Origin of the sequence: Rhodococcus sp. 21391 (assembly GCF_016772255.1) — a bacterium.
GTDB classification, from domain to species: domain Bacteria; phylum Actinomycetota; class Actinomycetes; order Mycobacteriales; family Mycobacteriaceae; genus Rhodococcus_F; species Rhodococcus_F opacus.
Genome location: NZ_CP063781.1, coordinates 5,924,098 through 5,937,799, shown reverse-complemented (window position 1 = coordinate 5,937,799; position 13,702 = coordinate 5,924,098). Strand labels below are relative to the sequence as shown.

11 protein-coding genes and 1 pseudogene are annotated in these 13,702 nt (G+C 68.0%); 7 read left to right on the top strand and 5 right to left on the bottom strand.

From position 1 onward, the window contains the following. The first annotated feature begins 8 nt into the window (after positions 1 to 8). The 5 genes from ispD (at position 9) to GO592_RS27340 (ending at position 4,911) form a co-directional block, all read left to right on the top strand. Entirely contained in the window at positions 9 to 689 is a 681-nt protein-coding gene (gene ispD, locus GO592_RS27360; protein WP_039953107.1) for a 2-C-methyl-D-erythritol 4-phosphate cytidylyltransferase, read from the top strand. Then, the gene (gene ispF, locus GO592_RS27355) at positions 689 to 1,165 is read left to right on the top strand and encodes a 2-C-methyl-D-erythritol 2,4-cyclodiphosphate synthase (RefSeq protein WP_005244898.1); all 477 of its coding nucleotides are present in this window, start codon (positions 689 to 691) and stop codon (positions 1,163 to 1,165) included. Before ispD ends, ispF begins: the two co-directional genes overlap by 1 nt. Positions 1,166 to 1,176: 11 nt before the next feature. Then, the gene (gene cysS, locus GO592_RS27350; protein ID WP_005262233.1) at positions 1,177 to 2,571 is read left to right on the top strand and encodes a cysteine--tRNA ligase; all 1,395 of its coding nucleotides are present in this window, start codon (positions 1,177 to 1,179) and stop codon (positions 2,569 to 2,571) included. 2 nt (positions 2,572 to 2,573) lie between these two features. Further along, a complete protein-coding gene (rlmB, locus tag GO592_RS27345) occupies positions 2,574 to 3,542 on the top strand; it encodes a 23S rRNA (guanosine(2251)-2'-O)-methyltransferase RlmB (RefSeq protein ID WP_007301532.1) in 969 nt (322 codons plus the stop codon). A gap of 172 nt (positions 3,543 to 3,714) precedes the next feature. Then, a complete protein-coding gene (locus tag GO592_RS27340; protein ID WP_007301533.1) occupies positions 3,715 to 4,911 on the top strand; it encodes a fatty acid desaturase family protein in 1,197 nt (398 codons plus the stop codon). 4 nt (positions 4,912 to 4,915) lie between these two features. On the opposite strand, the gene GO592_RS27335 is transcribed toward GO592_RS27340, so the two are convergent. The 3 genes and pseudogenes from GO592_RS27335 to GO592_RS27325 form a co-directional block, all read right to left on the bottom strand. Next, positions 4,916 to 5,797 carry a biotin-dependent carboxyltransferase family protein gene (locus tag GO592_RS27335; protein ID WP_007301534.1) on the bottom strand — a complete coding sequence of 294 codons (882 nt, stop codon included), beginning with the start codon at positions 5,795 to 5,797 and terminating at the stop codon, positions 4,916 to 4,918. Between the two features lie 57 nt (positions 5,798 to 5,854). Beyond that, a pseudogene (gene ald / locus GO592_RS27330) lies at positions 5,855 to 6,951 on the bottom strand (alanine dehydrogenase). A 213-nt stretch (positions 6,952 to 7,164) separates the two neighbouring features. Next, entirely contained in the window at positions 7,165 to 8,769 is a 1,605-nt protein-coding gene (locus GO592_RS27325) for a PucR family transcriptional regulator (protein WP_007297385.1), read from the bottom strand. Between the two features lie 132 nt (positions 8,770 to 8,901). Here GO592_RS27325 and GO592_RS27320 point away from each other — a divergent pair, with 132 nt between their 5' ends. Both GO592_RS27320 and GO592_RS27315 read left to right on the top strand, forming a co-directional pair. Beyond that, positions 8,902 to 10,554 (top strand): CoA-acylating methylmalonate-semialdehyde dehydrogenase, encoded by a 1,653-nt coding sequence (locus GO592_RS27320; RefSeq protein WP_443218434.1) that lies wholly within the window; start codon positions 8,902 to 8,904, stop codon positions 10,552 to 10,554. A gap of 20 nt (positions 10,555 to 10,574) precedes the next feature. Further along, entirely contained in the window at positions 10,575 to 11,963 is a 1,389-nt protein-coding gene (locus tag GO592_RS27315; RefSeq protein ID WP_007295557.1) for an aspartate aminotransferase family protein, read from the top strand. Between the two features lie 310 nt (positions 11,964 to 12,273). Here GO592_RS27315 and GO592_RS27310 read toward each other — a convergent pair whose 3' ends face one another. After that, a complete protein-coding gene (locus GO592_RS27310; RefSeq protein ID WP_007295556.1) occupies positions 12,274 to 12,894 on the bottom strand; it encodes a 5-oxoprolinase subunit B family protein in 621 nt (206 codons plus the stop codon). Further along, positions 12,894 to 13,652, bottom strand: coding sequence for a LamB/YcsF family protein (locus tag GO592_RS27305; RefSeq protein ID WP_007295555.1), 759 nt, complete (start codon positions 13,650 to 13,652; stop codon positions 12,894 to 12,896). Before GO592_RS27305 ends, GO592_RS27310 begins: the two co-directional genes overlap by 1 nt. Between the last annotated feature and the right edge of the window lie 50 nt (positions 13,653 to 13,702).

Sequence of the window (13,702 nt, the reverse complement as noted above, 5' to 3'; positions counted from 1 at the left end):
TACCCACAGTGGCCGAGGGAAATGGTCCTGTAGTCGCACTGGTTCCCGCCGCAGGTCAGGGAGTGCGTTTGGGCGAGAACAAGCCCAAGGCATTCGTTGATCTGGGTGGGACGACCATGCTTACACGCGCGGTCGACGGGCTCCTGCAGTCGGGGGCTGTCGACCGCGTCGTCGTGATCGTTCCGGAGGAGCTCGTCGAGTCGACGCGAACCCTCCTCCCCGGTGAAGTCACCGTCGTGGCCGGCGGAAGCGAGCGGACCGATTCGGTTCGCGCCGGACTCGCCGTCGCGGACGACGCCGAATACGTGCTCGTGCACGACGCCGCCCGAGCGCTCACACCACCGTCGCTCATCGCGCGGGTGGTCGCGGAGCTGCGGTGCGGCCGCAGCGCCGTCATCCCGGTCCTCCCGGTGGCGGACACCATCAAGACCGTCGACGTTCTCGGTGCGGTCACCGGCACCCCCGAGCGGTCCGAACTGCGGGCCGTGCAGACGCCGCAGGGTTTCACCGCGGAACTGCTCCGGCGCGCCTACGACGCCGCCGACGGCATCGCCACGGACGACGCCGGACTGGTGGAGCGCCTCGGGGAACGGGTCCGCAGCATCGTAGGAGAACCCACAGCATTCAAGATCACCACGCCGCTGGACCTCGTGCTGGCCCGCGCGCTGGTGGAAGAGGGAGCGCACTAGTGCGAGTCGGAATCGGGACGGACGTCCACCCGATCGAGCAGGGACGGCCGTGCTGGATGGCCGGCCTGCTCTTCGAGGACGAGAACGGCTGCGCAGGACATTCCGACGGCGACGTGGCCGTTCACGCACTCTGCGACGCCCTGCTCTCCGCCGCCGGACTCGGCGATCTCGGCTCCGTCTTCGGAACCGGCAGGCCCGAATGGTCCGGGGTGAGCGGTGCCGCGATGCTCGCCGAGGTACGCCGCCTCCTCGAAGAAGACGACTTCGGTGTCGCCAACGCCGCGGTCCAGGTGATCGGGAACCGGCCGAAGATCGGCCCGCGCAGAAACGAGGCGCAGAAGGTGCTCAGCGACATTTTGGGCGCGCCGGTTTCGGTGTCCGCGACCACCACGGACGGGCTCGGCCTCACCGGGCGCGGCGAGGGGATCGCCGCCATGGCCACCGCGTTGGTCATTCCCGATCGAAGCGCCAGGTAGGATCGCTGGTCGTGACCCTGCGCCTATTCGACACCGAGACGCGGGCCATGCGTGACTTCGTTCCGCTGGCCCCTGGACACGCATCGGTGTACCTGTGTGGCGCCACGGTGCAGGGCGACCCCCATATCGGCCACGTACGCAGCGGCGTCGCATTCGACGTGCTGCGACGCTGGCTGCTCGCCCACGACTACGACGTGGCGTTCGTCCGCAACGTCACGGACATCGAAGACAAGATCCTGAACAAGGCCGCGGAGGCGGGCAGGCCGTGGTGGGAGTGGGCCGCCACGTTCGAGCGGTCCTTCACGTGGGCCTATCAGCAGCTGGGTGTGCTGCCGCCGTCCGTCGAGCCGCGAGCCACCGGCCACATCACGCAGATGGTCGAGATGATGCAGCGCCTCATCGACAACGGCCACGCGTACGCCGCGGGCGGGGACGTCTACTTCGACGTCCGCAGCTACCCCCGGTACGGCAGCCTGTCCGGGCACAAGCTCGACGACGTGCACCAGGGCGAGAGTGCCGGCGAATGCAAGCGTGATCCCCGCGACTTCACGCTGTGGAAGGCGGAGAAGCCGGGCGAGCCGTCGTGGCCGACGCCGTGGGGCCGGGGCCGGCCGGGCTGGCACCTCGAGTGCTCGGCGATGGCCGAGTTCTATCTCGGGGCGGCGTTCGACATCCACTGCGGTGGCCTGGACCTGGTGTTCCCGCACCACGAGAACGAGATCGCGCAGGCCAAGTGCTCCGGCGACGACTTCGCGCAGTACTGGCTGCACAACGGCTGGGTCACCATGGGTGGCGAGAAGATGTCGAAGTCGCTCGGCAACGTTCTCTCGGTGCCGAACGTGTTGAAAAAGGTTCGGCCGCAAGAGCTTCGCTACTACCTGGGCAGTGCCCACTACCGGTCGATGCTCGAGTACTCCGACACCGCGCTCGACGAGGGGGCCGCGGCGTTCCGCCGGATCGAGTCGTTCGTCATGCGCACGCAGGAGCGTGCCGGTGAGGTGCCGGTCGGTCGGTGGACGGAGGCATTCGCTCGCGCGCTCGACGACGACCTCGCCGTCCCCGCCGCGCTCGCCGAGGTGCACGGCAAGGTCCGCGAGGGCAACATCGCCCTCGACGGCGGAGATCTCGAGGGTGCGCGCGAGATCGCGTCGCAGGTCCGGGCCATGCTCGGAATCCTCGGCGTCGACCCGCTGGACGAGCACTGGACTCAGGAGACCGCGGATGCGTCCGCGGCAACCGATGCCCTGGACGTTCTGGTCCGGGCCGAACTCGAGCGCAGGCAGAGTGCCCGCGCCGAGAAGAACTGGGCTGTGGCCGACGAGGTGCGTGACCGTCTCATCCGGGCGGGCATCGAGGTCACCGATACCCCCAACGGGCCCGAGTGGTCTCTCAAGGCAGGACAGTAGTAATGGCTGGAAATTCGAGTAGGCGCGGAGCCATCCGCAAGGCCGGTACCAAGAAGGGGCAGGTCGCCGGTTCCGGTGGCCAGCGCCGCAAGGGACTGGAAGGCCGCGGCGCCACCCCGCCCGCGGAAGCCCGCACCAAGCACCCCGCCGCCAAGCGCGCCGCCCGCGCGGCCAGGGAAGCCGACAAGCAGCCCGGCCGCGGTCGTCAGACCGCCGGACGCAAGGTGCTCGACGGCCCCGAGAACGTGCTGGGCCGCAACCCCGTCGTCGAGTGCCTGCGCGCCGGCGTCCCCGCGACCGCGCTGTACGTCGCGGTCGGGACCGAGAGCGACGATCGCCTGAAGGAATCCGTTCAGCGGGCTGCCGACGCGGGCATCTCCATCCTCGAGGTTCCCCGGACCGATCTCGACCGGCTCAGCGCCAACGGCATGCACCAGGGCATCGCGTTGCAGGTGCCCCCGTACCGTTACGCGCACCCCGACGACCTGATCGCGGAAGCCCGCAAGCATCAGGAGGCGCCGCTGCTCGTGGCCCTCGACAACATCACCGATCCCCGCAACCTCGGTGCCGTCGTGCGTTCGGTGGCCGCGTTCGGTGGTCACGGTGTGGTGATCCCGGAGCGCCGCAGTGCGTCGGTCACCGCGGTCGCGTGGCGGACGAGCGCCGGCGCGGCAGCCCGCCTGCCGATCGCCCGCGCCACCAACCTCACTCGCACACTGAAGGATTGGGCGTCCAAGGGCGTCCAGGTGGTTGGTCTCGATGCGGGTGGCGATACCACCCTCGACGAGTTCGATGGCAGCGGCCCCGTGGTGGTCGTGGTCGGCTCGGAGGGCAAGGGACTGTCGCGCCTGGTCCGCGAGAACTGCGACGCCATCCTCAGCATTCCGATGGCGGGCCCCGTCGAATCGCTCAACGCGTCCGTCGCCGCGGGTGTCGTGCTCGCCGACATCGCCCGTCGTCGCCGCGGCTAGGCTCCCCGACCCGCGAACAGCAGGTCGTCGTCGGGCAAGCCCGCACGGTCGGTAGCGGGCTGAGGGTGCCGCTTCAACACTGTCGGCACCTACCGTAGACCTACAGTGTTGACACGCTGCTACCAGCGGCGTTCACTGAGGTCATCAGTGACCGCGAGGTTGGAGGCCGGTCATGGCAATCACCGATATCAAGGAATACGCGCACCTCACCCAGCAGGACGTCGAGGCGCTCGGATTCGAACTCGACGCACTACGCCGCGACGTCGCGGAGTCCCTCGGGGCGACGGATGCGACGTACATCCGCCGCACCATCGCGTTCCAGCGCGTGCTCGACGGACTCGCCCGACTGATGATCCACGGCAGCCGGTCGTCCACGGGCGTGGTCCTCGGGACGACGGCACTGGGTGTGGCCAAGAGCGTCGAGAACATGGAGATCGGCCACAACGTCTCGCGCGGGCAGTGGGACTGGATGAACGATCCCGAGATCCACTCGAGCACCTGGGAGTGGGATCAGGTGGGTCCGTCGTCGCAGTGGAAGTATGCGCACAACTTCCGTCACCACAAGTACACCAACGTGCTCGGGATGGACGATGACGTCGGGTTCGGCGTCATGCGCGTCACTCGTGATCAGGAATGGCGTCCGATCCACCTGCTACAGCCGATTCAGAATCTTCTGCTCGCGGCGTCGTTCGAATGGGGCATCGCGCTCCACGATCTGCTTCCGCCCAGTGCCGAAGACAAGGCGAGCCGGCGTCTGCGTCCACCGGTGCGAGATCTGCTCGGCAAGATCGCGCGGCAGATGGGCAAGGACTACGTGCTGTTCCCCGTTCTCAGCGGGCGGCGGTGGCGACGAACGCTGAAGGCGAATCTCGTTGCCAACCTGCTGCGGAACGTGTGGTCGTACGTCGTGATCTTCTGCGGGCACTTCCCCGACGGAGCCGAAAAGTTCACGCTTGCGGAACTCGAGGACGAAAGCCGGGCCGAGTGGTATCTCCGCCAGATGCTCGGCACCGCGAACTTCCGGGCCGGCGCCGTCATGGCCTTCATGAGCGGCAACCTGTGCTATCAGATCGAGCACCATCTCTTCCCTGACATTCCCAGCAATCGGTACGCCGAGATCTCGACCGCGGTGCGCGGCCTGTGCGAGAAGTACGACCTGCCGTACACCACCGGTTCGCTTGCGCGGCAATACCTTCTGACGCTGCGGACCATTCACAAACTGGCGCTGCCCAACCGATTCCTCCGGGCGACGTCGGACGACGCGCCGGAGACGGCCTCGGAAGTGAAGTTCCGTGGGCGGGCGGCGGTCGGGGCCGATCCCGTGACCGGACGGCTTCGCGGGCTCCGAACCGCGCTGGCAGCGAGGTAGGGCGTCACCGCGGAATGGTCGGCGCCACCATCCGGTGGAAGCGGACCCGGTGCCCGGGCCGCAACTGCGCAGCCACCGGCAAATCGGCCTCGGCGACCACGGCGATCACCGGATAGCCGCCGGTCACCGGATGATCGGCCAGGAACAGGATGGGCTGACCGTTGGGCGGCACCTGCAGCGCCCCCGCCACCATGGCCTCGCTCGGCATCTCCTCCGTCACCGCGCGGTGCAACGGTCCCGGACCCTCGAGTCGTGCCCCCACGCGATTGGTGTCGGAGCTGACCGTCCACGTCTCGCGGAGAAGGGCCTCGACGGACGCGGGGGTGAACCAGTCGTCCCGCGGTCCGAGCCGGACGCGCATCATCAGCGGATCCTCGGGGGCGACCGGTGGGGGGATGATCTCGTCCGCAGGCCAGTCGCCGGCATCCGCACCGACCAACAGCCGATCCCCCTCGGCGACGGGATCGGGGCCGATCCCCGACAGAGTGTCGGTGGACCGGCTCCCCATCACCGCGGGCACGTCGAAACCTCCGCGCACCGCGACATAGCTGCGGAGTCCTTCCGATGCGAACGCGATCTCCAGCAGGTCGCCGGTGTTCAGGTGCAGCATCGTGTAGGCGGGCCGGGGTTCGGAATTGACGGTGACGGGGTTCTGGGCGCCCGTGACGGCGACAGAGACGGTCCCGGCCGCACGTACCGCGAGCCCACCGAGCGTGACCTCCAACGTGGCTGCGCCGGAATGGTTGCCCACCAACCGGTTTGCGCTGTCGTGCGCGTCCCGGTCAGCGGCACCCGACTCGCCGACGCCGATCGACGCGTAACCGGGGCGGCCCCGATCCTGCACGGTGGTGAAGGGTCCGGTGCGCACGACCTCGAGCCAAGCCATCGTTCGATTGTCCCGCAACCGCAGGTCTGCTGGATACGCTCTCGTCGGATCAATCGTTCAGGAGACTGCGGTGTAGCTGTGCGCGGCAGCGACTTCGGCGGACAGCAGCTGTCCGTCGTGGGTGGACAGGCCGTCGGCGAGTCCGGGGACGGTCGCGGTGGCCTCTTTCCAGCCCTTGTCGGCAAGGGCGGCGACGTAGAGGAGGGTGGCGTTGGTGAGGGCGTAGGTGGAGGTGCGGGGGACGGCGCCGGGCATGTTGGCGACGCAGTAGAAGACGGAGTCGTGGACCTGGTAGGTGGGTTCGGCGTGGGTGGTGGGACGTGAGTCCTCGAAGCAGCCGCCCTGGTCGATGGCGATGTCGACGAGGACCGAGCCGGGCTTCATCCGCGAGACGAGGTTGTTGGAGACGAGGGTGGGGGCCTTGGCGCCGGGGACGAGGACGGCGCCGATGACCAGGTCGGCGCCCTCGACGGCCTGTTCGAGTTCGAGGCTGTTGGAGGTGATGGTCTTGACCTGGCCGTGGTAGAGGGCGTCGATGTCGCGGAGGCGGGCGATGGACAGGTCGAGGACGGTGACGTCGGCGTGCATGCCGTGGGCGATGGCGGTGGCGTTGCGGCCGGAGACGCCGGCGCCGATGACGACGACCTTGGCCGGGCGCACGCCGGGGACGCCGCCCATCAGGACGCCGCGGCGCCGCCCTGGCGCATGAGGTGGTAGGCGCCGGCCTGTGGGGCGAGTCGTCCGGCGACCTCGCTCATCGGGGCGAGCAGGGGGAGGGAGCCGTCGGTGCCGATGACGGTTTCGTAGGCGATGGCGGTGGTCTTGGACGCGAGCAGGGCGTCGGTGCAGTCCTTGGAGGCGGCGAGGTGCAGGTAGGTGAAGAGCACCTGGTCCTGGCGCAGGCGGGTGTATTCGTCGGCGATGGGTTCTTTGACCTTCAGGAGCAGGTCGGCGGTGTCCCATACCTGGTCGGCGGCCTGGAGGATGTGGGCGCCTGCGGCTTTGAAGTCCTCATCCGCGAAGGAGGAGCCGATGCCGGCTTCGGCTTCGATGATCACCTCGTGGCCGCGTTCGGTGAGTTCGTGGACACCGGCGGGGGTGATGGCCACCCGGTATTCGTGGTTCTTGATTTCGCGGGGGATGCCGATCTTCATGAGAGCTCCGTGCTGTCGGAAATTCGATTGGTAGGTGCCAATGGTGAAGAAAGCGTCCCCTCATGCCAATAGTCGTGAAGATAATTCTCCATATTGGGGTACTGGCTCGCGACTATTCGAATGCCGACACCCTGATCCGGTCGTCGTCGAAGGATGTTCGGAGTGTGGCTCCGCCCCGTGAGTACTTATTAACCGCCCGCCGTTAACAAGTACTCACGGGTGGCGGAGCCGCAGGATCAGCATGGCCGTGTGCAGCGACGTCCGGGACTCGGCGTCGTCCAGGTCGACACCGAGCAGGCGCTGGATCGTGGCCAGTTTCGCGTAGAGCGTGGGGCGAGAGAGGTGACGTTGTTTCGCGAGTTCCGTCTTGTTGCCACCGAGTTCGAGGAAGCTGCGCAGGACGTCGACGCTGTCGCCGCCGTGTCGGGCCTGATGCTCCAGCAGGCCGCGGAGTTCGGTCTCGGCGAATGCCTGCACCCGCGGATCGGTCCGGATGAGGGCGAGCAGACCGCGCAACCGGATGTCGGCTGCTCGGTGAAAGACCTTGTCGCCCGGTGGCAACGACAGCGCGACCTCGGCGATGTGAGCCGATTCCGTCAGGCCGCCCGCGGCGTCCAGGAGCCGGGTCGATTCGGGACCGACGCCGATCGTGCAGTGGAGGACGCCGTCGAGCCGGGTGAGCGCGGCACGGATCGCCGCACAGAGTTCGGGTAGCGCGTCGGGTGTCGACTCCGGCGGATGGGACAGGAGTAGGTCGATCTGTCCGGCGCGGGTGTTCGCGGTGAGTGCGGTTTGCCGCGACGTCCGGACCGCGTGGCGGACGGCGTCCAGCATGTTCACTCGGCGTCGCTGCGCGAGAACCTGGTCGGCGCTGGCGGTTTCGCTGACCCGGACCGTCATCGGCAGGTAGGTCAGTGCCGGCCGGAGGCCGAGCGCGTGGGCGCGCGCCGTCGCCTCGGCCTCGTCCTGGATGCGTCCGCGGCGGAGTTCGTCGATGAGCCCGCTCTGGGCCTGCTGCTCGAGCGCGGTCCGGTCCTGCTCGACCATGCGGTTCAGTGCGAGCGCCTGCGCGGCACGCTCGAGGGCCATCCGCGCCCGACCTTCGGCGACGGGGCGAGGGGCGACGAGTCGTCCCCACTCCTGCCGATGCGCGCCGACGGGCGTCGTCGTCCACGACTCCGGGCCGTCGATCGCGGTCTGATGCGATACGGGCGTCAGCCGCGACCGACGTTCCCACTCGGCGAGGAGATCCGCCGCCGTGGTTCCCTGCGCCGCGAAGGCCAGCACCTGCCGGTTGAGGTCCTCGAGCACGATCGGGGCGCCGAGCATTCCGGCCGCGGCGTCGACGATCTCACCGAGCGATGCCCGCTTCATGCTCAGGTCGGTGAAGACCTCATGCACGTGCCGGGCGAACGCGACCTCGTCGTACTGCTCCGCGACGATCGATCGGTGCACTTCCTCGGTGACCTCGACGAACCGGATCTGGCGATGCAGTGCGATGACGGGGAACGACAGTCTGTCGGCGGCGCGCGCCACCCCTTCCGGCACAGTGTCGACGTGGACGCCGAGTTCGACGACGAGTCCGGCCGCGCCCGCCGCGGCCAGTCCCTCCAGGTACGCCACGCTCGACGAGTCGTCCGCGAGCGGCCGGCCGGTGGTGAGGACGAGTTCGCCACCCTGGAGGAGGTTCGACAAATCGGGTAGATCGCTGACGTGCACCCAACGCACCGGCCTGTCGAGCGGTCCGCCGCCGATCACCTCGGGTGTTCCCGCCTGTACGACCGGGAGCGCCAGGATGTCGACGATGGTGGGCTGCATTTACGCAGTGTAAAGCAGAGGTCGGATTTCCTTACAGATCGTCGGGCTCCGGGCGTTCGTTGACGGACCAGAGTGAAGTCATCGCATTTCGCGCGGAGTTTCCGCGTATCGGCTCTCTCGGTAAGGACACCCATGACACACAGCGATGGCGCAGCGCAGACCCGGACCATCTCGCACTCCGCCGAAGGCCGGACCATATCGCACTCCGCCGAAGGCCGGACCATATCGCACTCCGCCGAAGGCCGGACCATATCGCACTCCGCCGAAGGCCGGACCATATCGCACTCCGCCGAAGGCCGGACCATATCGCACTGGTTCGACAACAAGACGTTCACCGGGACCAGCGGCAACACCGCGCCCGTGACGAATCCGGCGACCGGTGCCGTCACCGGTCAGGTCGCCCTCGCCAGCGTCGAGGATGCCCGCGCCGTGATCGACGCCGCCGCCGCCGCGTTCCCCGCCTGGCGCGACACCTCCCTCGCCAAACGCACCCAGGTGATCTTCAACTTCCGGGAACTGCTCAATGCCCGCAAGGGCGAGTTGGCGGAGATCATCACCGCCGAGCACGGCAAGGTCGTCTCCGACGCATTGGGTGAGGTCTCCCGCGGCCAGGAAGTCGTCGAATTCGCCTGCGGCATCGCGCACCTGCTCAAGGGCGGCATGACCGAAAACGCCTCCACCAACATCGACGTCACCTCCCTCCGCCAGCCCGTCGGCCCGGTCGCGATCATCTCCCCGTTCAACTTCCCCGCCATGGTCCCGATGTGGTTCTTCCCCATCGCCATCGCCGCCGGCAACACCGTCGTCCTCAAACCGTCCGAGAAGGACCCCACCGCCGCGATCTGGATGGCCGAACTCTGGGCCGAAGCCGGCCTGCCCGCCGGGGTGTTCAACGTCCTGCAGGGCGACAAGACCGCCGTCGACGAACTCCTCACCCACCCCGCCATCAAGGCCATCAGCTTCGTCGGCTCCACCCCCATCGCCCAATACGTCTACGCCACCGGCACCGCCCACGGCAAACGCGTCCAAGCCCTCGGTGGGGCGAAGAACCACGCCATCGTCCTGCCCGACGCCGACCTCGACCTCGCCGCCGACGCCATGGTCAACGCCGGCTTCGGCTCCGCCGGCGAACGCTGCATGGCCATCAGCGCCCTGGTCGCGGTCGGCGACATCGCCGACGAACTCGTCGCCAAGATCAAGGACCGCACCGACACATTGAAGATCGGCGACGGCACCCTCGATTCCGACATGGGACCGCTGGTAACGAAGGTGCACCGCGACAAGGTCGCCTCCTACATCGACGCCGGCGAAAACGACGGGGCCACGATCGTCGTCGACGGCCGACAGGTACAGGCAAATGGCGGCACGGACGGGTTCTGGCTCGGCCCAACCCTGATCGACCACGTCACCACCGACATGAGCGTGTACACCGACGAAATCTTCGGACCCGTCCTCTCCGTGATCCGGGTCGAGTCCTACGACGAGGCCCTGGAACTGGTGAACTCGAGCCCGTTCGGCAACGGCACCGCCATCTTCACCAACGACGGCGGCGCCGCCCGACGGTTCCAGAACGAGGTCGAGGTCGGCATGGTCGGCATCAACGTCCCCATCCCCGTCCCCATGGCGTACTACTCCTTCGGCGGCTGGAAGAACTCCCTCTTCGGCGACACCCACGCCCACGGCACCGAAGGCGTGCACTTCTTCACCCGCGGCAAGGTCGTCACCACCCGCTGGCTCGACCCCAGCCACGGCGGACTCAACCTCGGCTTCCCCCAGAACAACTGAGCCGGAAAGGACCTACGGTCATGACGACGACAGTCTCCCAGGAACTTTTGCCTACCGGTCAGTCTCTCGACGCGGCCCGTGTCGAAGGGGAGCGCGCGTATGTCCTCGACCGGGCGCACGTGTTCCACTCGTGGTCCGCGCAGGAGCAGATCACCCCGATGACGATCCTCGCGTCCGAGGGTTCGTATGTGTGGGACGGCGCCGGGAACCGCATGCTCGACTTCTCTTCCCAGCTCGTCAACACGAACATCGGGCACCAGCACCCCAAAGTCGTTGCCGCCATACAGGACCAGGCCGCGAAGCTGTGCACCATCGCACCGCAGTACGTGAACGACGCCCGCTCCGAGGCCGCGCGACTTATCGCCGAGCGGACCCCGGGTGACCTGAACAAGGTGCTCTTCACCAACGGCGGCGCCGACGCCAACGAGCATGCGGTGCGCATGGCTCGGCTGCACACCGGCCGCTACAAGGTGCTGTCGCGGTACCGCTCGTACCACGGCGGCACCGACACCGCGATCAACCTCACCGGCGATCCGCGCCGGTGGCCCAACGACTACGGCAACAGCGGAGTCGTCCACTTCCCCGGACCGTTCCTGTACCGGTCGCAGTTCCACTCGGAGAACGAGCAGCAGGAAACCGAGCGCGCGCTCGAGCACCTCGACCAGCTGATCCGCCTCGAGGGGCCGGACTCGATTGCAGCGATCGTGCTCGAATCGGTTCCCGGGACCGCGGGGATCATGGTGCCCCCGCCCGGCTACATGGCAGGTGTCCGCGAAATCTGCGACCGCTACGGCATCGTGTTCATCGCCGACGAGGTGATGTCCGGTTTCGGCCGGACCGGAAAGTGGTTCGCGATCGACCATTTCGGTGTCGTTCCCGACCTGATCACGTTCGCGAAGGGGGTCAACTCCGGGTACGTCCCGCTCGGTGGTGTCGCGATCAGCGAGAAGATCGCGGCGACGTTCGCCAACCGGCCGTACCCCGGCGGGCTTACCTATTCGGGACATCCGCTCGCCACTGCAGCCGCAGCCGCGACGATCAACGCGATGGAGGACGAGGGGATCGTCGAGAACGCGGCCCGGACCGGCAGCGAGATCCTCGGTCCCGGACTGCGTGGCCTGGCCGACCGGCACCCGTCGATCGGCGAAGTCCGCGGACTCGGCGTGTTCTGGGCGATCGAACTCGTCGCCGACCGTGCCACGAAGGAACCGCTCGCTCCGTACGGCACCTCCAGTCCGGCGATGAACGAGGTGATCGCGGCGTGCAAGGCAGGAGGATTGCTGCCGTTTGCCAACTTCAATCGCATTCACGCCGTGCCTCCGTGCACCGTCACCGAGGCCGAGGCCCGCGAAGGACTCGCGATCCTCGACACGGTTCTCGACATCGCGGACGCGCACCGCAACTCCTGACACACCCCGTCTGCCGGCACACGCGTGTCCCGACACTCGATCCGTCCCGCGGTCAATGGCGCCCGCGGGGCGGATCTTTCTCGTTTTCCACGACAACACACGGCGCCCGGATCTCAACGGAGAGAATCTATGAGCTCGACCACGTCCACGGTCGCACTGCCCCCGCCGGAAGGCTATGTCGAAGAACAGGATCGGCCGCCGGCTCCATCGTCGGGGGAGCCCGGAGATGCGCCGGACTCCCGCATTCTGCTGTGGGAGAGTACGAACCGATGGCGCTTCGCGCCCGTGAGTACTTATTAACGTCGGGCGGTTAATAAGTACTCACGGGCGCGAAGCGCACGACGACGCCGGGGCGCAGCAGGGCGGGGGGAGTGCGTTCGGCATCCCAGATCGGTTCGTCGGTGGTGCCGATGAGTTGCCACCCGCCGGGCGAGCTGCGGGGATAGATTCCCGTGAACTCCCCGCCCAGAGCCACGGTCCCGGCGGGGACGGACGTCCGAGGCGTCGACCGGCGCGGCACGTGCAGTTCGGGTGCGCCGCCGGTGAGGTAACCGAAACCCGGTGCGAAGCCGCAGAACGCCACCGTCCACGGAGTTCCGGTGTGTGCAGCGACGACGCCGTCGACACCGAGACCGGTCAGCTCGGCCACGTCCTCCAAGTCGGGACCGTCATAGCGCACGTCTATCCGGATCTCGTCGGGCGCATCCTCGGTGACCGTCGCCTCCGATTCCGTGGTCCGCACCCACTTGGCAACGCGGTCGCGGCTGGTCGCGCCGTGGTCGAACCGCACCAGGATGGTGCGCGCCGCCGGAATCACCTCCACGACCCCGGGTGGCCGAGAGCCGTCCAGCGCACGAAAATGCGTGAGCACGGTGCCGAGATCCTCGAACTCGGCGAGGACCGCGCTTTCTCCGACGTCGAGGATGCGCATCACACGAACGGCTCCACCGTGATGCCCTCGGTGTCGAGCAACGACCGGATGGCGGTGGCCATCTCGACGGCTGCGGGCGTATCGCCGTGGACGCAGACGGATTCGGCGGTGACCGCGAGGACCGTGCCGTCGACCGCTTCGAGGGTGTGATCGACGACGAGCCTGAGGACCCGTTCGGCCACCACCGCGGGATCGTGCAGGACGGCCCCGTCCGTCGTGCGCGGCACCAGTGTCCCCTCGGGTGTGTACGCGCGGTCGGCGAACGCCTCGGTGACCGTCCGCAGTCCGGCCTTCTCGGCCTCCTCGAGGAACGCCGAACCGGGCAGGCCGAGGACGGGCAGCGTCTCGTCGTACGCGCTGACCGCCGCGACCACCGCGCGGGCCTGCTCGCGGTGGTGGACGATCGCGTTGTACAGCGCGCCGTGCGGTTTCACGTACGCCACCGCCGAGCCGGAAACCTGGGCGAGACCGTCGAGGGCGCCGATCTGATAGACGACGTCGGCCGTCAGGTCGCGTGGGGCGATGTCGATGAACCGGCGTCCGAACCCGGCGAGGTCGTGGTAGCCCACCTGGGCGCCGATCCGGACTGTCAGCGCGGACGCCGCCGAACAGGTGGACAGAAGCGTCGCGGGATCGCCCGCATGAAACCCGCACGCCACGTTGGCGCTGGTCACGAGCTTCAGCATCGCCAGGTCGTCGCCGAGGGTCCAGGCGCCGTAGCTCTCGCCGAGGTCGCTGTTCAGATCGATTGCCGGCACATATTCGATACTAGGGTTCCGAGTGCCGTCTTGTAGATTCTCTCGCGGGG